We start from the raw sequence: 23,025 nt of genomic DNA on the forward strand, positions 1-23,025 counted from the left end.
CATTTTCGGTATTAACCTCGAAATCCAGATTGCGATTTCCAAAAGTATGGTCAATCCGAAAGTCCCGGACGACAACCCTAGATTTTGTCTGTACTTGTTTGGACGAGCCGAAAGGCCCAAAAGATGTGAAAAAGCCCGACCTTTCCTAAAAAAGACCGGGCCTCTAAACTTTCTCTCCGGATCAGATTGCGAACTGAAGTGTGAGAGAGAAATAGGTGCTGTTTTTGTCGAAATTGAACTGTTTTTGGTTCTTGATCGCGTCTCCAGCGTAAAGAACTGTCGCTCCTGCCCAGATAGAGAAGTAATCACTGACTTTCTTGATATAAATCAGATCATATTCCAATAAAAGCCTGTGTCCTGGTTGCCAATTTTTCATGAAACGATCGTTGGAGAAGTTTTCTGTACTTCCTGTAACAGTCTTGTTTGCCAAAAAGTCTCCGTTTGCATCGAAACCTGTGCTACCTGTAACAGCATTTCTGTTCCCGTCGTACCATGCGTCTTGGACCTTATCCTTGCGAATATCATAAACTGCAAAAATGAATCTTCCCCAAGTATCATCGTAGTATTGAATATGAACGGAAGAAGTTCTCACGTTTGCCCAGAATGCAGCGTTCGCGATACCGTTTCCTGAATCGAAGTAAGGGAATCCTCCGGATCTGGTCGCAAATAGAGGATCCCAGGTCCCGGATTTTCCATCTGCACGGTTTGGATCCCCGGAAGCTCGAGCAAACTGAACTCCAAGCCTAAATCCTTTATAGGTATATCCAGTTTGGGCTAAGAAGAAGGAAGCATCATGTTGCACAGTTTCCTTGTAAGCTGCATGTTTATCCGCGCCGCTTCCGATCGTGGTATTCAGTGTATCCCAAGAAGCATTGATGGTTTGGCCTGTGCTACCTGTTTGAGCCGCATACTCGAGTCCCCAATCCCAGGATTTTCCTGCAGGAAGACTTCTACCGGAAGCAGTTCTATTGCTTAAACGAATTCCTGTAGTGAAAAGATTATCTCTACCGTTGGTTCTTTCGTTCGGATCTACAAGAGGACCAGTTGCGGTAGTAGTATTGTATTTTTTAACAACACCGATCTCGTATAGATCGACTACCAACTCCTCAGAAGGTTTCCAAGTATTGTATAAGAAAGCAAGATAGGTGTCGTTTAAGGATTTTGCTCCCCCTACTTTCTGGCTGTTTGCAGTCACAAATCCGTTCGGACCATTACTCTCTTCAGCAAGAACAGTATAACCTGCGTGAGTGGACCAAGTTTTGGTATCGAATGCCACACGAACTCCGTCGAAAGAGTTACCGATCTGGCTATCGTTCCTTGCTCCTATGATTCTTGAATCACCGTAAGAGAAAACCTGACGACCTAAATACAATTTAGTATAAGGAAGAAAATCTTTCCAAATTACGTATGCTTCTCTGATATCAGTATTGTTTTTTACAGGGATCTGGCTTCCTGGTGCATACGCTGTTCCGATGGAGTTCGTAAAACTAGTCGGCCCGTATCCAGTTCCACTCGGATCCTTATACTGTCCATAAAGACGAGTATCTTGGATGGTCAACTTCACCGCAAAGGATTCGTTAATATCCAATAAGGTCCAGAATTGAGTGTTCTGAGTTACGTAGTTTTTAGAATCGCTTGTGGACTTATCAAAATCTTGGTTATTAAAATTTTCGAATCTAGGTCTGATCTGTAATCCGAAACGAAGATTATCTGTGATCCAAAGATTTGTGCTCTTCTTCACAGAATCTTGGTGCTCTGGAGTTAAGAGTAATGTTCCTAGAAGTTCTCCGTCCAATTTTCCTTTCCAAGGACTTTTATAAGGAGCAGCAGGTGCTTTTTCTTTATCCTTGTCTTTGTCCTTAGGATCCGGAGCCGCTGTAGTGGTAGCCGGTGCTTGGGTCGGTGTTGTAGTTGCTGGTTTTTCTTCTACAGTCGCAGGTTTAACAGGAGCACTCTCCGCTTGTGTAACCGATTCCTGCTTAGGAGCATCCGCCCCTTGAGCCCAAACTGTCTCTAATCCTAAGAAACCGAACGACAATAGGAGTCGGATCGGTAATTGCCTGTATTTTTTGTTCCCATCTGAGCGATGAAAGAGTGTATTTTTTAACATATGGAGAGTCCCTTATTTTGGATATAAATCCAATATAGCGGATATAAATTTAACTTTAGTGAATTTTGTAAAGGATTATTTAGAATTTTGGGAACTTTTTTAGACAGCTGTGTATCATTTTGATCAAGAATTATAGCCTTTAACGGCCAAATCGACAGCACCTCTGTTAAAGTAGAATTCCTAAGATCCTCTTTTCCATTCAGAAATCATCAGAAAGGCCGATGATTAAGACAGAATGCAGAGAAAAAGCAAATACATATTCCAGGCATGGACATTTCTTTTTCTCCTAGTCTCTCCGAATTTACAAACCACGAATTCAATCCCTGTATCCATTAGCACAGAAGTGGATATAGATTATAATTACGAATATGAGAAGAACGGTGTTTATACCAAGTTCTCCGATTGGGTCCCTTATAAACTCCATAAATGGGAACCCAAGTTTTTAGAAGATTATTATGAGATGTACGGGCTAAAACTCCATTATAAGGAGAATGAACTTCGAAGAAATATATTCTTCTTAAAAGCAGGTTTGAAGAAGAGATTTCGTCATCCTCGTAATGCTCTCTGCCAGGTGCGAAATGAAGAAGAATATCATAAATATAGACTTCTAATTTTTATGCATATGAATCTTCAGATCATGAGATCCTATATGAGGATCGCATCCCAATTCGATAAAAGGCATTTATATTTTTATAATTTAGATTTCGCCCACGAGCTCAAACAATCCTTCGAAGTCGCAGATTCCTTTTATAAGGAAGCGATCCCCTACTGGGAAGCCGCCAGAAAATACGCGGATGAAGCCTCCGAGATCGATTATGATCTGGATCTAGGCACAATGGAAACCGAAAGATACGAGATCATCATAGGTAAATTGGATTTCGGTCAGATCATCTCAGACCATAGAGAAAGGCTTACCAAAAAAAGAGAAACCGTCCGCGAGTATCTGGCGAAATATCCTGAAGCGGATAAGCCAAACTTAGATCAAATTCCTTAAGATTTCGCACAGAGGCCACAGAGCTCACGGAGCGCTTTATAAGTAGAACCTTCTTTTCTTCGCGGCTTCGCGCGAAAATTGTTGAACGAGTTTTTTGGGTTCACGCAAAGGTGCAAAGACGCTAAGGATTTTGTCTTTTTTAAATCTCTGTGTTCTCAGTGAACTCCGTGCGGACCCGAACTCACAAAATAAAAAACCCCGAGAAATCTCGGGGTTTTTTGATCCATACTTGGTTTCCCTGCGATTAGCAAGAATAAGTAGTAAGGAACTCGAACGGGTGAGGACGTCCTTCCCATGGCCAAATTTCGGTTTCGAATTTGTAAGCCTTGTAGGTTTGGATGAACTCTTCAGTAAATACATCTCCTTTTTTGAAGATCTCTTTACCTGCCAACATATGCTCAACAGCTTCTCTAAGAGTGTGAGGCATTTGTTGGATCCCTTTCTCACGGATCTCATCCAGAGAAAGTTCGAATAAGTCTTCTTCCCGAGGAGGTCCTGGATCGATCTTGTTCTGGATCCCGTCAAGTCCTGCCATAAGCAATGCTGCAAATGCAAGATAAGGGTTCGCAGAAGAATCAGGGAAACGGAACTCAACACGTTTCGCTTTTTCACCGCTAACGAACGGAATTCTCGCGCAAGCGGAACGGTTCTGAGCAGAGTAAGCTAAAATCGCAGGAGCTTCGAATCCTGGTAAAAGTCTTTTGTAAGAGTTAGTGGAAGCGTTAGTGAAAGCAGCTACGGTTTTTCCGTGCTTCAACACGCCACCGGTATAATTCAGAGCAAGCTCGCTCAATCCTTGGTATCCGTTTCCTGCGAACAGGTTTTTACCGTCTTTCCAAATGGATTGGTGGCAGTGCATACCGTTACCGTTGTCTCCGTAAAGAGGTTTCGGCATGAAGGTAGCAGTTTTTCCCCATTTATGAGCTACGTTTTTAACAACGTATTTCAATTTCTGAACGTTATCCGCTGCTTCGATCAGGGTTCCGAATTTTACTCCGATTTCCCCTTGAGCCTGAGCAACCTCGTGGTGAACCACGAAAGTTTCCATTCCGATCTTATGAAGGGTTTTAACGATATCAGCACGAAGATCTACTTGAGAATCCACTGGAGCTACTGGGAAGTAACCACCTTTGGTTCCCGGGCGGTGTCCAGTGTTAATGGAACCAGGAAGATCAGTGTGGGAATTCCAAATACCTTCGGAAGATTCCAATTCGTAGTATTGGATATTGATCGCGTCTCTTACTTTCAAACCGTCGAAAATGAAAAATTCGTTTTCTGGTCCGAAATAAACAGTGTCACCAATACCGGAATCTTTCAGGTATTTCACCGCATTTTTAGCGATGGAACGAGGGCATTTTTCGTAAGCTTGGTTCTTATAAATGTCCCAAACATCGCAGAATACTACAAGAGTAGGATCTGCAGTAAACGGATCTAAAAAGATAGAAGTTGGGTCAGGGATCAACTGCATGTCCGATTTGTGGATCGGCTGCCAAGCAGGGATGGAAGAACCGTCGAAAGGAAGTCCTTTAAGAGTAGTTTCGTCTACGGAATCTACGTGGTAAGAAACGTGGTGCCAAGCTCCTTTAATATCCGTGAACCGGAAATCGTAGAAAAGAATCTTGTTCGCTTTTGCGAAAGCAATCACTTCTGCGGCATTTTTCGCCATTGATACTTATCTCCTATTTGTTTGTACTAGGGGTCTCTAATTCGCACGCGAAAAGCGTGTCCTGCTTATGCTTATGCAAGAGATGTGCCAAATCCTAAAACCCATCTTGCAAGTATCGTCCCTCGCTTTAAAAAAAGTGGGACCCCCTATAAAAGCAGCTCTTGCTCAGGCTAAAAATCCTTGAACCTGAGGCAATCAGTAAAAAACTCCGAATAAGCGGATTCGATAGATTTTTGTTCCATAGAGTTTTTCTCTGATCTATACCTGCTCCTGCGTTAGTTTGGTACACTACGCTCAAAATATAATCATGGGAGAAACCATGCAGACCCTTGCCCAATGGCCGAGTCCAAACGATCTGAATTTTTTAGATAGATCAGAAACAAGTTCGGCAATTCCGAACCCAGACGAATACATCCAATCCATCTTGGCATGGGCAAAAGAAAAACAAGCAGGAGAATACTTTTTTGTTCCTTTAGAAGAATGGCCTCCTAGAGAAGAGTATTTATCTTCTTTACCTTCTTATCCAATCTCTAACTCAGAAAAAGTTTTAGGAACTTCTTCCCTCTCTTATTTACTCCCTCCTGTATTATTCGGGAATAAACTTTGTATTTGGACTACTGATGGAGATGGAAAAAGTCTTACGGATTCGTACTTTCATGTTCTAGAAAAGATCGGAAAGGCAGAAGCACAACTCTCCGGATTTTTTGGAGAAGAGATCCAATCCATCTTGAAAATCGTTTGGAAAGAAGAAGAGAAACATTCGGTTTCTTATCTTTTAGAAAAAAAGCTCTGGGGCAAAAAGGAGAACGGACAAAGACTCTCTTCTCCCCTATCTCCTGAGTCCGCTTTTTTTGTAGGATCTTTGACCGATATAAGAGAGATCACAGAATACGAATTAAATACGGAAACGAATTCGGAATTAGAAGCGGCTATTCTGCGATTCTTATTCAAAAGAACGAATTCAAAATATTTTTCCCTTTTAGGAGCGCTCGGGAAATCGGGGGCGCAAGATAGATTTGTGATCTTGCCTAAGACCCATTTTTCTTTCGGTTTACAACTATTACTATTATTCACTGTTTTTGCAGAAGCTTACGAAGAGTTAGTTTCTCTCTGGATTGAAGAAAGACCTCAACTAAAAGATGCACTTATCAAATTGGAAGAATGGACTCATAAAGAATCTCATCCTCATTCTGAGTCAGGAATGTATGCGATCTTTGAAGAAAGGATCGTTCGATTATTGGATAAATATTCGGATAGAACGGATCGATTCCTTCTGAAACGATTAGAAGAAGAATATTTCCGTTCTAAAAAGAACCTAATATCCTATTCTACGGAAAGAAAAACCGAAATAGAAGAAAAGCTGATCCCGGATCTACTTTCTCAATTGGATTCTCATTCCAAACTTAAATTCCCGGAAGATCTACAATCCGAGTGGGAAAAAATCGGAAAAACATTACAAGATCGTTTGGAAAATTTACTCTCGGAAAGAAAAAATTTACTAATTCCTTCTTCAGAAGGGGACGGAAAAAGCCCTGAAAGCTGGAACATTCTGATCGGCCAGAGGTCTGACTAAGGAAACTAAAGCCAGTTTACCCTAGGAAAGCTTTCAAGGTTCGGGAAGAGAAATCTTTGACAAGGCCGGTATTTCAAAAAAAATGACCGGTGAATGTCCTTTGGGCATTTCCTAGGAAAAACGGCGACGTAGCTCAGCTGGTTAGAGCAACGGAATCATAATCCGCAGGTCCGGGGTTCGAATCCCTGCGTCGCTAGATCCTTTGGAGAAAGTTACCTAATGAAAAAAACAATCCTCGCAACCTTAGTCCTGACAGTTCTTGCTTTTGCAGGAATTTCCAATCTAAACGCTCAAAGCCAAGCATGTAATCAAATCTGTGATTTTTACACTAGCTGCGTAGAAGGCCAAAAAAAATTAAGCGCGGGCGATAAACAAAAAGTAGGAGCAGGATGTTTAAATACCTGCCGTAAAAATTATGCATCAGTTACTTCTTGTTACGAAAGCCACTCAGGCCAATGTACTGCCTTCAACTCTTGCTTAATGGATAGTTATAAAGGAAAAAAATAATCCTAATCAAATCCGATCGGGCGATCCCAAAAATGCCCGATCGAAATCCTTAAATACGGGATCCAGTCCCTTCTCTCTCAACATCTGAGTAAATTCCCCGATCTTTCGAGTATCTTCTATTTCAAATTGTTTTAGCTCTTCTCCTCCTGAATAACCTCCAGGATCCGTACGAGATTCCACAGACATATGAGTGATCGGCATTCCTGAGAGATGATCTCTCATTCCGACAGATTCTCTTGTGGATTGGACAAGCCCGCTATCGGGTAAAAACAAACGAAGAGCGAATAGAAAACGAACATACTCTCGATCAGAAACAAAGATCGTTTTATCAAACTCCCCTTCTGCGGGCCTCATTCTAGGAAGAGAGATTTGGATCGTAGTTCTCCAGTATTTTTTAGAAAGATAATGTGCATGTTCTCCAAGACGAAACATTTCTCCGTATGGATCCGAAAGTCCTAAAAGTGCCCCCACTCCGATACGACGAAAACCTGCGAGTCCTCCTCGATCCGGAGCATCCAACCTATATCTCATATTCTTTTTCATACCACGAAGATGATATTTGGAATAGTTTTTAGGATCATAGGTCTCTTGATAAACTACAAGACCTTCTACACCTTCTTCGATAAGGTTCTCATATTTTTCCCGATCCATAGGATAGATCTCGATCGATATAGAATCGAAATATTCTCTTAAAATTTGAACAGAAGATCTTAAATATTCTAAATTCGTAATAGAGTAGTCTTCTCCGGTTAAGATCAAAACATGCCGGATCCCTTTTTTATACAAGACCTCTGATTCCGAACGGATCTCTGATTCATTTAAGGTCTTACGAGGGATCTTATTTTCAAAACTAAATCCGCAATAAACACAAGAAGACCTGCATTCATTGGAAAGATACATCGGCATATAGAGAGAAATTGTATTCCCGAATCTTTTTTTAGTCCAAGAAAGTGCAAGTTCTGCCATCTCTTCCAAATAAGTAGAAGCAACCGGTGAAATTAGAGAAAGATATTCTTCGAACTGTAAAGGTTTGCCTAAATAAGAAGAATGGAGAGCCTGTTCGCAATCCGATTTAGATTTTGATAATACTCTTTCCTTAGCTTCGGAAAAAGAAATACGGTCAAATAACTCCGTGTACATTTCTGGATTCTTCTTCTAAAAATCCCGTAAGAGGACTGGATGCGGATGCTTTTTTCGAAATTTTAGATCCGGAAGCCGAATATAATCTGGAAAGTCTTCCTGCTTCGGTCGCTAATTTAAATGCATACGCAGTTTTTGCGGGATCTTTTGCGATCGCAATTGCAGTATTTACAAGAACCGCATCCGCTCCTAGCTCCATCGCTTGCGCGGCATGAGAAGGAAGACCAAGTCCAGCATCCACTACGACAGGAATATTGGATTGTTCTATGATGATCTCAAGATTTGCGAGAGTGCGGATGCCTTGGTTGGTCCCGATCGGAGAACCAAGAGGCATCACAGTTGCACAACCAGCATCTTCCAAATGTTTACAAAGAATCGGATCTGCGTTGATATAAGGTAGAACGTTAAATCCGTCTTTTACGAGAATTTGAGCCGCCTTTAATGTTTCGATCGGGTCCGGAAGAAGATAGACAGGATCAGGAGTGACTTCTAATTTTACCCAATTCCCGCCACCAAGTTCTCTGGATAACCTTGCCAGACGGACAGCTTCTTCCGCATCCCTTGCACCGCTTGTATTCGGTAAAAGTAATATTCTTTCTCGATCGATCCGAGTAAGAATATCGTCCTCGGTTGAATTTAGATCCACACGACGAAGTGCAACGGTTACTACTTCCGTCTCGGAAGAACGGATTGCCTCTCCAAGCGCGACCCCGGAAGAGAATTTTCCAGTTCCAAGAAATAATCTGGAGCTAAATTTTCTGCCTGCGATGATTAGATCGTCGGAGTCCGCCACAATTTTTACTTAAACCGCTTCTGAAGCCTTGCCACTTCCTGCAAATTCTCGAGCCTCATCCAATCTGAGACTGATAATTTTAGAAATCCCAGGCTCCTCATTCGTAACTCCGAAAATGGAATTAGCACGATGGATCGTGGATTGCGCGTGAGTGATGACCACAAACTGGGACTTATCCTTAAACTTATCCAAGATCTGGCAGAAACGAAGTTTATTCGCCTCATCAAGTGCAGCATCGATCTCATCCAAGAAACAGAATGGAGATGGTTTCACCATATAGATCGCAAATAGAAGTGCGATTGCAGTCAGGGATTTTTCTCCACCTGAAAGAAGTCTTAGATTTTGGACATGTTTGCCAGGAGGTTCCGCCATGATCTCGATCCCAGCGTTTAGGCTATCTTCTCCGTCTACGAGTTCAAGCATCGCCCTTCCACCGTTGAATAATGTGGAGAATGTTTCCTGGAAATTTTCTCGGATCCTTTCGAAAGTCTCTCTGAAAAGTTTTTCGGATTCTTCGTTGATGTTCTTTAAGATCTCTGTGATATCATTCTTAGATCTTTCGATATCTTCTTTTTGAGTGCGATGATGTTCGTAGATCTCTTTTACGTTTCGATATTCTTCGATAGAAAGTGGATTGATAGAACCGAGCATCTGGATGTCGGACTTCAAACGTTTGAGTTTGGTCTCACTTTCTCCCTTTTCAGGCTTCTTATCCTTGAACTCATCTGCAAGTTCTTGCTCGGAGATAGAATAATCGTTGTACAATTCCTCGGAGAAGGATTCTAATTGGACCTTATAGACTGAAACTGCCTTTTCCTTTTCGGTTAAGATAGGAAATAAATTCTTATAGTCTTCCTGATTCTTCTGGATCTCGTTCTTTAACCCTTGGATCTCTTTTACTATATTACGAAGAGCTTCCTTTTCAGAATCAAGAGCACGGCTCATTTCCAAAAATTCGTTGTAACGATTTTCGATCTGTTGTTCCAACTCCAAGACTTCTTTTTCAAATTCAGTCTTTTTGGAGCTAAGAGTTTTGATAGATTCCTGAGAAGCTTCTATCCTTTTTTGAGTTTCCAAAATCCTCTCGGAAAGTGATTTTGCAGACTCTAGTTTTGCATTCCTTTCCGAATTTAACTCCAGGATACGCTTTTCAAGATACACGATCTTTTCTCGGATATTCTCCGCTTCTTCTCGTAGAGATTCGATAGTAAGCCCGGATTCTTTGATGGAACGAGTTAGATTTTCATTTTCTAAGATCAGATCTTCTATATCCTGATCCAAACCTTCTTTCTGGGATAAAAATCCGTCTCTATCAAATAATAGAGTACGGATACTATCTTCAAGCGAGAAATACTCTCCAAGTTTAGATCTGAATTCTTCCGTTTCCAGTTTTCCAGCCAGATAAGAAATTTTATCCTTCGTCTCTTCTTGGAAAGAACCTGTCAGAGCGGATTTAATTTCTAATTCTACAGAATGGATCCGATCTGCTTCTCCGAGTAGGAGTTCCTTCAGACGATTTCTTTCGGCTTCCGTAGACTGAGCTTCTTTTTTACGGGATTCTAACTGTGAAATTAGGTCAAAAATAACTTCTTTTAGTTTTTCGCGAAGATCCACATGTCGTTTATCGTTGGACTGGATCCTAGCTTCCTTTTCTTGGATGGAAGTATTTTCCGCTTCTATCTTGGATTCAATATCGGATTTATTCTTACGAAGTTCTTCGATCCCTAATTCAAGAGATTTACTTTCTCCTTCTAGATCGATCGCTTCTTTTTCCAACTTTTCTCTTTCGATCTGTAAAAGACTTTGAGCGGATTCTTCCTTAGTTAAGGATTCTCTAATATCGGAAATACGATCGGAATAATCCAGAATGATCCCTTTATTACTCTCCACCTTGTCTTTTTGGATCTGGGTCTGGGTCAAATGATCCAGGAGCTTTTTGTCGATCTCTGCGACTTTCTTTTCCAGATCTGATTTTTGGTGATCCAACTCTTCTATCTTGCCGGTCTCGACAGAAATTCTTTCTAATAAAACCTGGTTTTTCTCTTTGATCTCTTTTAATTCATTTTCGGAAGTTTCATGTTTCCGAGTTAAAGTGGAAAACTTGATATAACGAATGATCTTGTCCGTTTCATCCAGCTCTTGTTTGAGTTTGAAATATTCTTCAGCCTTCTCCGCTTGCTTCTCCTTGACTTCCATCTCCTTTTTCATGGTGTTCATGATGTCTTGGATGCGAAGAAGGTTTTGATTTGTGTCGGAAAGTTTTTTGAGGGCCTCTTGTCTTTCCATCTTGAAACGTGAAATTCCGGCGGCCTCTTCGAAGATCAGCCTTCTTTCTTCCGGTTTGGAATGAAGGATACGATCCACCTTTCCTTGTTCCATGATAGAATAACTGGATTTTCCGATCCCGGTATCTAAAAGGATCTTTTCGATCTCCTTTCTTTGCACTCTGGAATCGTTGATTAGATATTCGTTATTTCCATCCGCATACAATCTGCGAGTGAGTTTGATGGTAGGATAATCCATCTTGATAAGTTTAGAAGAGTTATCGAAAACTACGCTGACTTCAGCGAAGCCGGCAGGCTTACGAGCTTCGGATCCGTGGAAGATGACATCGTCCATCTTATCACCACGAAGTCCTTTGGCGGATTTTTCGCCGAAGACCCATTTTAAAGCATCGACTATATTCGATTTTCCGGAACCATTAGGTCCTACAACTGCGGTAAATCCCGGATCGAGAAGAACTTCCGTCTCGTCCGCAAAGGTCTTGAATCCAACAATATTCAGGCTTTTGAGATACATATGTATTTTTGTGTTTCTTTGGGAAATTGATTGCAAGTGACCAGAATCGGGCGGACTCTGGAATGCTTAGGAGTATTATGTCTCACGATCTCCCGGAAAAAACAAGAGAAATATTCGGGAAAAAGCCCTATCTCAGCCTGTATTTTCAAAATCCTCCAACAGAGCCGTTGGAGTTCCAACTGGGAGCTGCCAAAAACCAAAATGAGTTTTTTCTAAGTAAAAATTCCAGAGCGTTAGCAAGCTCGGTATCTCCTTTAACTCAGGCAAAACGACAAACGGATGCAGTATCTATCCAATCCACTGATTTAGTCGCTGTTTTGGGACTTGGAAATCCTCATCTCATCCAAGAAGTACATTCTAAACTAGAACCTGGGCAAATTTTACTACTGATCGATAAGGACAAAGATCTGATCTTTCCCCTTTGGGAAAATTGGTTGGAACCTGTGATGGAAGTTCCGGGAAGACATTTATTCTTGGGAGAAAATTCTCTTCCTCTTCTTTGGAATTACTTGGAATCTCTTCCTGTAGAAAGAGTTTCTGGGATCCGGATCTTGAGAAACGCGGCAAGCGTTACCTTGGAAGAAATGTTTTATGCGGAAACGGATATCCGTCTCAGAAAAATTTTATCTTCCAAGATGAGTGATCTTCTTACCAAATTCGAATTTGAAAGGATTTGGGTAAAAAACTCTCTTGTAAACACCGCTAATTTTTTATCTCCACCAAGCCCTAAGACCAAGATCGAATCTCTAAAAGAAAAATTTGAAGGAGTTCCTTCTCTTCTTGTTTCTGCAGGTCCTAATTTAAGAAGGCAATGTGAATGGATCCGTTCTATACGAGATAAGGTTTTCGTAATGTCCTGCGACACTTCCCTGAAAGTTTTATTGAAATACGGAATTATTCCGGATGGAGTAATTACCCTGGATGCTCAGACACATTCAGTTTTTCATTTTTTGGGAGAAGATACTTCTGAAATCCCGTTATTTGCGGATCTGGTCAGTTCACCACCTATATTAAGAAATCTGAAATTTAAATCGGTCGTTCACAGTATTACCGCTAAATATTTGGTAGATGCTTCCGGAGAATTAAAAAGAGAAGCGACTGCAGGAAGTAAAAGTGCCGAATCCTTACTCGGTCCGATTGGAGACATACAATCAGGAGGAAGTGTTGCAACAACCGCATTCGACTTACTCAGAAGCCTTGGTTGTAAACCTTGTTTCTTAGTAGGACAAGATCTTGCATATTCAGGAAGAGAGATCCATTCTACCGGAACTCATCATAACGAAAAATGGCTTACCCTCTTAAACAGAAAGACCAGTTTAGAAAAAATCAATGAAGCAGTTGTACGAAAGAGGGACACAAGATATGTTCCATCCGTTACTGGCTCCGAAGTATTAACCGATTACGTTTTGGATCTATACAGGCACTGGTTTGAAGAATCCGCTAAATCCCTCGATTTCCCCATATATAACGTAAATACGCAAGGTGCGAAGATCGAAAATACGGAAAACATCAGCCCTGAAGAAGCTTCTCAGATCCTAAATTCTTTCCAGGAACATCGTTATTTTTGGAAAGAATTCCCAGCTTGGAAGCCTAGTTTAATCCAAGAAAACCTAGTTGGATCTCCTACAAAATTCAAGGAAGATCTTTTGGAAACAATTGATAAGATCAAAACGGAATTCATGAAACCGGAGCGAAAGGAAGAAACGTATACGGATCTCCTAGACTTATTCAGAAATACCTTAGGAAATTGGGAAGATCTACGTTATTTAATTCGAAAAACGGAAGTATATATTCTTCGCCATAAAGATAAACTGGACGAGGATAGAAAAAAGCAACTGTTCCTAGGTGCGATCCTAAAAGAATTCACGATGCTTCGCAGAAAACTTCTGGCTGGGGAAAATTAAGAAGAAATTCCTGTCAGATCGGTTGTAGCATATTTAGAGATTCAATCGATACTTTCGTGATTACATGCTGGAAAAATTAATAGAAGAACTATACAAACTCACCTGGAAGCAAACCGGAAGCAAAGAAGAACTTTTGAATCCAGGATCAAACGCAGATCTTCAAAAACTTCCCTCACCTCTTCAGAAATTATATTCAATTGCAGACGGACAAAAGAAAGAGTTCCCAAGTTTATTCTTACAATATTCCTTTATGCCATTCTCTGTTTCTCTCGAATCTAAAAAAATGTTAGATGAGTTATCAGATGAAGAAAAATGGGAAAAGGAATGGTGGGATAAAAACTGGTATCCATTCGGAGACGGAGGAACAGGCGACTATCTTGTTTTGGATAAAAAGACAGGTAAAGTCTTGGAATTCATTCACGACTCCGATGAAAGACCTGAAAATGCAAACTCATTAGAGGATTTTCTAAAAGATCTGATCGAAGGATTAAGATCCGGAAAATTATATTTCGATCCAGAATTAGGGATTTTTAATACCGAAAAACCTGCACTTCCAAAATCGAAAAAGCAAGAGATCAATTGGAAAGAATTTTGGTTGGATGTAATATTATGTGATAAGCCTAGAGGTTTCGGTTTTTCCGGAAGGATTATCCAGGCATTCGTTTTCGCATTTTATGTTTTTTTAGTATTTCTATTTAAATGGGTTTATTCTAATTATTGGATCCGATCATAAAACTAAGATCATTTGAGCCTCTCCAAAAGATCTTCCGTAGCAGATCTTAAAATTTCTCTAGAAAGTTTTTTATCGTTCACTGCCCTCGCCATGGATAATGCTCCAACCAATGTAGAAAGAGTACTAATCGCTTTTTTTCTAACTTCTTCTTCGTTGCCTGAGATCAATTGGTTTAAAAGATCCAAGTAGCGTCCCACTTGCCGAGTGTAAGCAGATCTTGCTTTTTCGTTACTACGGATCACGTCAGTCGCCAAAGTTGTAACTGCACAACTAGACTCCAAACGATCTCTATGGATCCGACTCAGATAGGCTTGGATCAAAGACTCAAGAGTGATCTTTTCTCCTTTGGAAACCGAGTCCAAAACTTTCGCTCCTCCGTCCTCTAATGCTCTCTCGATGGCTTCCGCAATTAATTCATCTTTAGAAGAGAAATGACGATAAAATCCACCATGGGTCAGACCGGCCTCTTTCATAAGTCCATCTACACCGACCCCGTTCACTCCTAACTCTCTGAAACGATTTGCCGCAATTCTTACGATCTTATCGTGATTTTCTATCTTATTAGATTGAGAATGTCCCATTTTAATCCCCTTTTGGGGTTGACATAGCAAAGCCCCGGAGTCTCATTTTAATTCTGGATGACGATAGTAATCCAGAATTAATTCTTGGAGTTACAATACTATGCCAATGATAGATGTATACGCGGCAACCGATCTTTTTCCCTCCGACTCAGATCGCAGACTCGGTGAGGAACTCACTCTAGCAGTCCTCAGGGCGGAAGGTGTAGAAAAACCTGGTCCTCTTCATTTGAATAATACTGCGGCTTATATCCATCGTATGCAAGCCTCTGCAGTCCAAACGGCCGCAAGCGCTTCTGCTAAAACCGTCCGTGTCCAAGTAATCACTCCTCCAGGAGTTCTAAACAGGGACGGCCAAAAACAGCTCGTAAAAGAAATTACTGAGATCGTAACGAAAATATCAGGAGATCCTAGCCAAGCTTCTCGAACCTGGGTATTACTCACGGAAGCAGCAGAAGGTGGATGGGGAATCGCAGGAACTGCTTTCGGAAAGGAAGAATTTGCAGCACTCGCGGCGAAAGCTGCAGCCGCAAAATAATAAAAAATTCTATGATTGCTAGTTTCTATATGAATACTAGCGATCATGGAAATCCCAGGCAAAGAATTCTATAATCGGTTGGATATAGACTCGGTCTTATCCTCGGTAGAAGACGCGGGATTTTCCGTTTCAGGACACTGTTTAGCTCTGAACAGTTTAGAAAACCGTGTATACGATGTCGGCCTGGAAGAAGGCGGAAGACTAGTAGTAAAATTCTATCGCCCTGGACGCTGGAGCCTAAACCAGATTTTAGAAGAACATTCTTTCTTAAAGGAATTGGAAGAGGGAGAAATTCCGGTAATCACTCCGATCCAACTAGAGAACGGAAATACTATCCGAGAAACAAAAGGAATTTATTATACGATCTGGCCGTTACAAAAAGGTAGACTCGTAGAAGAACTGGACGAACAAAACCTAGCACAGATCGGAAGATTACTCGCTAGGATCCATAATATAGGTTCTTCCAAAGCGACAAATCATAGGATAGAATATAATCTCAAAAATTTCGGGAAAGAACCTTTACGTTTTCTAAAAGAGAAGGAGTTCCTACCTTCTCATCTCTGGAAAAGATACGAGGAAGCGGCAAATCGGATCTTTCAATCCTATTTAAACTTTTCCAAGGAAATGCCGTTCCATAGAATTCACGGAGATTGCCATAAAGGAAATCTAATACAAACTTCAAATGGACTTTGTTTTATAGATTTTGATGACTTTGTAACCGGACCCGCAGTTCAGGATTTCTGGATGCTTCTTCCTTTCGGAGATCATAGATCGGAATACGAAAGAGAGATATTTTTAGAAGGATATCGTGAATTCCGAGAATTTAAATCCTCATGGTTTGACCTTGTGGAACCGTTGAGAGGTTTAAGATATATTCATTATTCTGCATGGATCGCAAAACGTTGGGAAGACCCTTCTTTCCCGAACGCTTTCCCTCATTTCGGGACAGAAGAATATTGGGAAAAAGAAACCAGAGACCTGGAAAATTTAGGATCGGATCTCCCGGTCTCTACTGAAGAAGACAGTAGGAACTCCTACGCTAGAACGGAAGAGTCGGAACTTACAAATAAGGACTTTTTCTGGGATATGGAGTAAGGATCTAAAATTCGATTTTCCTCTAGGAAGGTTTTTATCTAATTTTCCACCAATCTTGTCTGCTTTATCCCATTTATAGATAGAATCTTTAGAGCCCCCTCGAAACGTTAAAAGGAATATTATCGGTTTAGACAGCAAATATATCCAGATCTATTAGAATATCAAAATTCTATGGAAACAATTCAAGGAATGAAAGCGATTTACGACATTCAAAACTCTCAAAAAAAAATCTTGCTGCCACATATTTAAACCAAGAGTATGCATTATTTTAACTTAAATTATTAACGTTATTAGCATTTGATTTACGTTAAGCGTGCCCTGATATAGCGTTCAGGAATTTTAAAACTCATTATATTTAACCCCGGTTTGACGGGACAATCCATTTCTTTATAAGGAGAATTAGGTGGCTTCTTTTTTAAGTATTATTCGATTTATTTTTCCGGAATTTCAAGTTCTGGAATTCATATGGAAAAATGATAACAGTTCCACAAATTCATTTTCCAGTCCAATTCAGGGAGGAAATAATAATCCTTCTCCATTATCTATACAATCGCAAGCAACCCTACTAAAGAATATTAAGAAAAAGATCCAAAACGTAAGTTCCCCGAATCACAAAGATGTGAACGAAGGAATTTTCGCAGAAATATATGATACGCTTACTACAGAAATTTTGGAGCAACAAGATTTTCTTAAGTCCTTGATTAGTGCGGTAAAACTTCCCTATCTTAACGATCGAAGCGGAGAGATCCTAAATACGATACTCGTGGCCGGCCCTCCCGGAACTGGAAAAAAGAAGGCATTAAATGAAATCGTAAAAGAATTAAACTCTAAGAATTTTCTTGCCTATCCAAAAATCTCCGAACTGGACCTTGCAAAATATTCTGAAAAGGATATAGATACAAATTTTATCTCAGATATTTCCCAAGTATTTTCCTCGGGAATGGGAACCGTCTGCTTTTACGGTTGGGAAAAGTCGGATCTGCAAATCCAGAACTACCTGGCGGAATTATTAAAAACTGGTTCTTTCAGGACCACACAAGGGATCAGGGTCCAAGCGGAGGATCATTATATATTTCTATACCTAGATAAAGCACCCAAAGAACCGGGGCCTTATGAAGGAATTCCTCAGTCTTTAATGGATCATATTCCCGTATCTATTCGTCCCCATATTCGTTCCTTTGCGATTTCATCTAGATTAAGTGAAGATACCATGCATCGCCTCTTTCAATCCAAATTGGAAGAGGCTTGCTCCAATTTAAAAGTTAAAGTTCAAATCGATACGAAATACGATCTAAACTTTATTAAACAAATAGTTTCCTATCTGGAAAAACAAGGAAGAGGTGGAGAAACGATAGACGAATGGGTCTCCAAGGCCTTTTCAGAAAAAGTCTTTTCCCTAGTTTCAGAAGGCAAGATCCCGAGAGAAAGGGAGATCCAAATCCTTATGAAGGATGGAGAACCTGCCTTAAGAAGTGAAAATAAAGGTTGGTTCCTCAAGCCAGTATCTTCCTCACAAAACGAAACTGTAGAGGATGTCCTTGCTGAATTAAACAAACTTGTAGGACTTGGATCCGTTAAACAAGAAATCCAAAGATTAGTTACTCTTACTTCTCAAAGAAAAGAAAGAGAAGCATCAGGACAAAGTTTAGGCCCCTTAACTCTACACCTTTCTTTTACCGGCAATCCAGGCACCGGAAAAACCACCGTCGCAAGACTGATCGGAAGGTTGTACAAGGCAATGGGATTATTGAAAGAAGGTCATACTATTGAATGCGCAAGGCAAGAATTAGTAGCAGGTTACGTAGGACATACAGCTCCCAAAACTATGGATAAAGTAAAAGAAGCCATGGGAGGGATCCTGTTCTTAGACGAAGCATACACCTTAGTACAAAACAAGAACGACTCATTCGGAAAAGAAGCATTAGACAGTCTTCTGAAGGCAATGGAAGATAATAGAAACGACTTCGCTGTAGTCGTGGCCGGCTATACGAATGAAATGAAAGAATTTTTCAATTCGAATCCCGGAATGAAATCCAGAGTTCCCACTGCGATAGAATTCCCTGATTATACTCCAGAAGAGATGTTATCCATCCTAAAACTTCTATGCGGAAAAGACTATACACTTTCCTCGGAAGTAGAACCTGGACTATTAGAACTTTTTGAAATGAAACAAATCCCGGGAAGAAATGATTCAGGTAACGGAAGATTAGTGCGCAATATTTTCGACGAAGCTCGAAAACGTCAAGCGGATCGACTTTCCAAAAATTCCTCCTCTCAGAAAGATTTTAAAACTCTAATCCCTGAGGATTTCGGGATTGGAAAGAAGGAATCTTTTAATATCGAAGCCGCTTTTACCGGGATCATAGGATTGGAAAAAGTAAAAACGTTTGTTCGCTCCTTGGAAAATCAAGTTCGACTTGAGAAGATCAGAAAAGAAGCGGGAGTTTTAGGAGATAGCGGGCAAAGATTAAATATGGTGTTTTCCGGAAATCCAGGTACCGGAAAAACTACGATCGCAAGACTTTTGGCACAAATGCTTAAAGAAATTGGAATATTAAAAAAAGGTCATTTAATAGAAGTCACTCGCAAAGACTTAGTGGCCGAATATGTAGGACAAACCGCAGGAAAAACGGCTCAAATCGTCAAGGACTCTCTAGGAGGAGTGCTATTCATAGACGAAGCATATCAACTTACAGGAGACGCTCGCTCAGGAGGAGACTTTGGACAGGAAGCAGTCGAGACATTACTTCGAGAAATGGAGAATAATAAAGATAACTTGGTCGTTATCGTTGCAGGATACAGTGATGAGATGAGCCAATTTATAGAAATTAATCCGGGCCTAAGATCGAGATTCCCGATCAATATAGAATTTCCGGATTATACCCCTGAAGAAATGGTACAAATATCGGAAGTAAATGCTAAAAAGAAAGGTTTTACGATCGAAAAGGAAGTATTACAACAATTGCCGAAATACTTCGCAGGCAAGCAGGTAGCTGGTAAAAATCAATCCGGAAATGGAAGACTTGTAGATAACGTAATAGACTCGGCAAGAAGGAAACAATCCGAAAGGATCATGAACTCCTGGGCATCCAAAGAAAAGAACGCAAAAGATCTGTCTGAAACGGATAAAAAAGAATTAGTCACTCTTAAACTTTCTGATTTCGATATTGAGCCGGTTTCTAAGGGCCAAGATGCTTTAACCGAATTAGAATCCATCATAGGCTTAAGTAATGTGAAAGCATTTGTCCGCGAAATTTCCGCCCAAGTGGAGATTACCAAATTAAGAGGAGATATGGGAGTACAAGCAGGTGGAAAACAAAGCCTGCATATGATCTTTAAAGGAAATCCAGGAACAGGTAAGACAACGATCGCAAGGATCTTAGCGAAAAGATTGAACGAGATCGGAGTCATTCCCTCCACCACCGTAGTAGAAACCGATCGTTCAGGTCTCGTGGCTGGTTATATCGGTCAAACTGCGATCAAAACCTCCGAAAAGATCAAAGAAGCTTTAGGAGGCGTATTATTCATTGATGAGGCCTATTCTCTAGCAAGAGGAGATCAAAACGATTTCGGAAGGGAAGCGATAGATACGATCGTAAAAGCGATGGAAGATCATAGAGATAATCTAATCATAATTCTCGCCGGATATAGCGCAGACATGGATAGATTCTTAGACACTAACGAAGGTCTTAGATCTAGATTCTCGAATGTAATTACCTTTCCAGATTACTCCCATGAAGAATTGACAAATATAGGATTTTCTATGCTTAAATCCAGAGGATATCAGATATCCGACAAGGCAGCTAAAACATTAAATTCGATTTTAGGAGTAAAATCCAAAGAGAAAGACTTTGGAAATGCAAGAGGAGTCCGCAATCTTATCGAAAAAACGGAAAGAGCCTGTTCCAATCGTTTGGTCAATCTGCAAAAAAGCGGAAAGGCACTTACTAAAGAAATTTTAACGACCATTCAACCCGAAGATTTCGACGGGATATAGGATATATTAGGATTATAGAATGTTTCAAAAAATTCTTCATTTCGTTCGCGTTCTTTATTCGATTTCTTTCAATTTAGGAATAATCCTTATAGTAATTATTATTGGCCTTGAAATTTTCGTTGGAATAAATATTTTTTTTAAGACAATACAAAACGAAGTTCCATATTACGGCTTTCATATAGCTCTAATTATTTCATTCGGGGCTTCCATCTTCTTAGGAATGACTGGAAGATACCTACGTTATTTGTATGATAAATTCCCGATCTTAGCTCCTATAGTAACGATCATATACGTAACCTTTTTTGGAGTGGAACTCGCATTAAAGATCCTGAATCTATGGGCACAATATGCAATTTTAGGGAAATCCTTCGCAATTCTACTAGCAGTCTTGGCATTCTGCCTAGTTCGCCTTGCGCTCTCTATTTGGTATAAGTTTTTCCCAATAGAGAGTTAATAGGAGGAAGAAGATGGATATGGATCAAGAAAAAGAGAATAAAAAACCAAACCTATCTCAGGAAGAGCTCAGAAGAGCGGAAATCGATAGAAAAGTCAGAGGACTTGCTCCCGAGCCTGTACAGTCTTTCGATCGACCAACTAAACAACAAAAGAGCCTCGAAAAAGAAGAACTAACTTCTCAGCGAATACCGGAAAACAATCCATTACTTATTAACTCAAAAAAACTCATTTTAGTAATGATCTTAGCAGGGTTTATTTCGATACCATTTCTACGAGTTCCGAGCTTGGATCAACTTAAAATCCCTAAAAGCCAGATATTAGAAAATGTAAAAGTCGGAATTAATGAACACGGCGGCGGAGGAGCAGCAGAATTAAGATCAATCGACTTTAACATAAATTTTGAAAAAGATTCAACTTCTGAAGCCAATATATTCGTTTGGGATTTCGCAGACGAAGACGGTGATGAGATCGAAATTCTAATAAATGGGACTTCTATCGTCCAAGATCTTCAGATCAAAAATGAAGCAAAATTGTTTAAGATACCGGTTCCATCCGTTGTTGAAGTAAAAGGTATAAAAGACGGAGTCGGAGGTATTTCTTATGCGATCCAGATCCAAGGAAAGTCTACTTATTTTAACCTAGTAGAGCCTGGAAAAATTAATAAATATACTTTAGTAAAACCTTAAATCTGAGAGATCTCAATATGCAAGAACAGGAAAAAAGAAGCGAGGTTAGTTCGGATAAAGCTCTTCAAAAAGTTTCGAATCAAACTTCTGGCAATTTCAAATCTGAAGTGGCAAATAAAAAAAAGATCCTAAATGCTCCTTCTAAGATCGCAATTCTGATTACTGCCTTAAGCGCTCTCGTTGCTAGTTTTTTTCTAAGATCGCCAACGATAGGTAATAAATTAGAAATCCCTTTATCACAAATTATAGAAGATGTTGCTTCAGGGTCGGTTACTTCTTTATCGGATTCAGATTCTGCGATTGTTTCCAAAGATTTTACTGTCGAAATTTCCGGAGGAGCAAACGAAGTTAGATTACTCATCTGGGATTTTGCCGCCGAAGACGGAGACGAAGTAGAGATCTACGTGAACGGAAAATCGATCACTCCCGCATTTATGATCAGAAATGATCCTCAATCGTTTAGCATCCCGGTCCCTTCAAAAGTGCAGGTGAAAGGAATTAAGGATGGGGGCGGTGGGATCACATACGCTGTCTCTTGTCCTGGGAACTCGACCTATTTCAATCTTGCTCCTGAGGGAAATTTTAATACTTACACTATGATCGCGAAACCTAAAGCTTCCTTTCGAATAAAATTATCGCTTTAGCCACAGCCACCATCTGGAAGGTGGCTTTTTTTATAGACTGATAGATTCCCTAAGAGATTTTTTCAATTTTTGAGATTGACTCTCAACTGTGAGTCGACAGATTTGTCACAGTATTGTCAGGAGAACCCTATGAGCCTTGCCCAATTATTAAGAGATGGAACCTCTGAGTCCCATACTCTCGCAGAAAATAACGCATTCATCCGTTGTTTCATGAAAGGTGTTTTGGAACCTAAAAGTTACGCAAAACATTTGGAATCTTTTTACTTCGTGTATAAGGCGATGGAAGAAGCTCTCGAAAACGGAAAAGATCATCCAGTCCTCGGAAAGATCAGATTCCCGGAATTATATAGAAAAGCGCAGATCGAAAAGGATATAGCTCACTTTTTCGCCCCAGGTCATTCTCCAATAGCAACTCCGGCAACTGAAGCTTACGTAAATCATATTAAAGAAATCGCAAATACTTCTCCGGAATTATTAGTAGCTCATAGTTATGTTCGTTATTTGGGTGATCTTTCCGGCGGACAGATCTTGAAAAGAGTAGCGGCGAGAGCTTTAGGCATCGAAGGAACTTCCGGTTTGGATTTTTACGAATTTCCTGAGATCGCAAGTCCAAAAGATTTTAAAGATAAATACAGAAACGTTTTAGATTCGCTTCCATTCTCAGACTCAGAAAAACAAAAGATCGTAGAGGAAGCAAATCTAGTTTTCAAACTGAATGGTGATATTTTCGCAGAATTGGAAGAAACATTGATTTCCTCCATAGGCAAAGCAAAATTCGATGAAGTATTAGCTAGTCCTGCGAGGCACTGACA

At 40.3% G+C, this 23,025-nt stretch carries 18 protein-coding genes and 1 tRNA gene; 13 read left to right on the plus strand and 6 right to left on the minus strand.

The window, feature by feature from the left end; translation table 11 throughout:
* Positions 1-181: 181 nt before the first annotated feature.
* The gene (locus tag EHQ64_RS09985) at positions 182-2,110 is read right to left on the minus strand and encodes an alginate export family protein (RefSeq protein WP_135649339.1); all 1,929 of its coding nucleotides are present in this window, start codon (positions 2,108-2,110) and stop codon (positions 182-184) included.
* A gap of 235 nt (positions 2,111-2,345) precedes the next feature.
* Between EHQ64_RS09985 and EHQ64_RS09990 the strand changes: the two genes are divergently transcribed.
* Positions 2,346-3,104 carry a hypothetical protein gene (locus EHQ64_RS09990; protein WP_135649340.1) on the plus strand — a complete coding sequence of 253 codons (759 nt, stop codon included), beginning with the start codon at positions 2,346-2,348 and terminating at the stop codon, positions 3,102-3,104.
* A gap of 244 nt (positions 3,105-3,348) precedes the next feature.
* On the opposite strand, the gene glnA is transcribed toward EHQ64_RS09990, so the two are convergent.
* Positions 3,349-4,770, minus strand: coding sequence for a type I glutamate--ammonia ligase (glnA, locus tag EHQ64_RS09995; RefSeq protein WP_135649341.1), 1,422 nt, complete (start codon positions 4,768-4,770; stop codon positions 3,349-3,351).
* Positions 4,771-5,089: 319 nt separating this feature from the next.
* On the opposite strand from glnA, the gene EHQ64_RS10000 reads away from it, so the two are divergent.
* From EHQ64_RS10000 to EHQ64_RS10010, 3 genes are all read left to right on the plus strand, one after another.
* Entirely contained in the window at positions 5,090-6,343 is a 1,254-nt protein-coding gene (locus tag EHQ64_RS10000) for a hypothetical protein (RefSeq protein WP_135649342.1), read from the plus strand.
* Positions 6,344-6,465: 122 nt separating this feature from the next.
* Positions 6,466-6,539, plus strand: a tRNA-Met gene (locus tag EHQ64_RS10005).
* A gap of 23 nt (positions 6,540-6,562) precedes the next feature.
* The gene (locus EHQ64_RS10010) at positions 6,563-6,850 is read left to right on the plus strand and encodes a Cys-rich protein (protein WP_135649343.1); all 288 of its coding nucleotides are present in this window, start codon (positions 6,563-6,565) and stop codon (positions 6,848-6,850) included.
* 6 nt (positions 6,851-6,856) lie between these two features.
* Here the strand turns inward: EHQ64_RS10010 and thiH are convergent, their stop codons facing one another.
* Genes thiH through EHQ64_RS10025 form a run of 3 tightly spaced genes read right to left on the minus strand, consistent with a single transcriptional unit; the run spans position 6,857 to position 11,582 of the window.
* Positions 6,857-7,990: a 2-iminoacetate synthase ThiH gene (gene thiH, locus EHQ64_RS10015; protein ID WP_135649344.1), complete on the minus strand. Its 1,134-nt coding sequence runs from the start codon at positions 7,988-7,990 to the stop codon at positions 6,857-6,859.
* Entirely contained in the window at positions 7,971-8,783 is an 813-nt protein-coding gene (locus tag EHQ64_RS10020; protein WP_135649345.1) for a thiazole synthase, read from the minus strand. Before EHQ64_RS10020 ends, thiH begins: the two co-directional genes overlap by 20 nt.
* A 9-nt stretch (positions 8,784-8,792) precedes the next feature.
* Positions 8,793-11,582, minus strand: a complete 2,790-nt coding sequence (locus tag EHQ64_RS10025) for a chromosome segregation SMC family protein (protein WP_135649346.1) — start codon at positions 11,580-11,582, stop codon at positions 8,793-8,795.
* Between the two features lie 77 nt (positions 11,583-11,659).
* On the opposite strand from EHQ64_RS10025, the gene EHQ64_RS10030 reads away from it, so the two are divergent.
* Entirely contained in the window at positions 11,660-13,486 is a 1,827-nt protein-coding gene (locus EHQ64_RS10030) for a motility associated factor glycosyltransferase family protein (protein WP_135649347.1), read from the plus strand.
* A 64-nt stretch (positions 13,487-13,550) separates the two neighbouring features.
* Entirely contained in the window at positions 13,551-14,219 is a 669-nt protein-coding gene (locus EHQ64_RS10035; protein ID WP_135649348.1) for an SMI1/KNR4 family protein, read from the plus strand.
* 8 nt (positions 14,220-14,227) lie between these two features.
* Here the strand turns inward: EHQ64_RS10035 and EHQ64_RS10040 are convergent, their stop codons facing one another.
* Positions 14,228-14,800 carry a TetR/AcrR family transcriptional regulator gene (locus EHQ64_RS10040; RefSeq protein WP_135649349.1) on the minus strand — a complete coding sequence of 191 codons (573 nt, stop codon included), beginning with the start codon at positions 14,798-14,800 and terminating at the stop codon, positions 14,228-14,230.
* 100 nt (positions 14,801-14,900) lie between these two features.
* On the opposite strand from EHQ64_RS10040, the gene EHQ64_RS10045 reads away from it, so the two are divergent.
* The 7 genes from EHQ64_RS10045 (at position 14,901) to EHQ64_RS10075 (ending at position 23,023) form a co-directional block, all read left to right on the plus strand.
* Positions 14,901-15,335: a tautomerase family protein gene (locus tag EHQ64_RS10045; RefSeq protein WP_135649350.1), complete on the plus strand. Its 435-nt coding sequence runs from the start codon at positions 14,901-14,903 to the stop codon at positions 15,333-15,335.
* 45 nt (positions 15,336-15,380) lie between these two features.
* Positions 15,381-16,430 (plus strand): serine/threonine protein kinase, encoded by a 1,050-nt coding sequence (locus EHQ64_RS10050; RefSeq protein ID WP_135649351.1) that lies wholly within the window; start codon positions 15,381-15,383, stop codon positions 16,428-16,430.
* Between the two features lie 403 nt (positions 16,431-16,833).
* Entirely contained in the window at positions 16,834-20,427 is a 3,594-nt protein-coding gene (locus tag EHQ64_RS10055; protein ID WP_135649352.1) for an AAA family ATPase, read from the plus strand.
* Positions 20,428-20,446: 19 nt separating this feature from the next.
* The gene (locus EHQ64_RS10060; RefSeq protein WP_135649353.1) at positions 20,447-20,881 is read left to right on the plus strand and encodes a hypothetical protein; all 435 of its coding nucleotides are present in this window, start codon (positions 20,447-20,449) and stop codon (positions 20,879-20,881) included.
* 19 nt (positions 20,882-20,900) lie between these two features.
* Positions 20,901-21,569 carry a hypothetical protein gene (locus EHQ64_RS10065; RefSeq protein ID WP_135649354.1) on the plus strand — a complete coding sequence of 223 codons (669 nt, stop codon included), beginning with the start codon at positions 20,901-20,903 and terminating at the stop codon, positions 21,567-21,569.
* A gap of 17 nt (positions 21,570-21,586) precedes the next feature.
* Positions 21,587-22,213: a hypothetical protein gene (locus EHQ64_RS10070; protein ID WP_135649355.1), complete on the plus strand. Its 627-nt coding sequence runs from the start codon at positions 21,587-21,589 to the stop codon at positions 22,211-22,213.
* Positions 22,214-22,342: 129 nt separating this feature from the next.
* On the plus strand, positions 22,343-23,023 hold the full coding sequence (locus EHQ64_RS10075; protein ID WP_135649356.1) for a biliverdin-producing heme oxygenase: 681 nt from the start codon (positions 22,343-22,345) through the stop codon (positions 23,021-23,023).
* Positions 23,024-23,025 lie beyond the last annotated feature (2 nt).

The organism is Leptospira sarikeiensis (genome assembly GCF_004769615.1).
Taxonomy (GTDB): Bacteria; Spirochaetota; Leptospiria; order Leptospirales; family Leptospiraceae; genus Leptospira_B; species Leptospira_B sarikeiensis.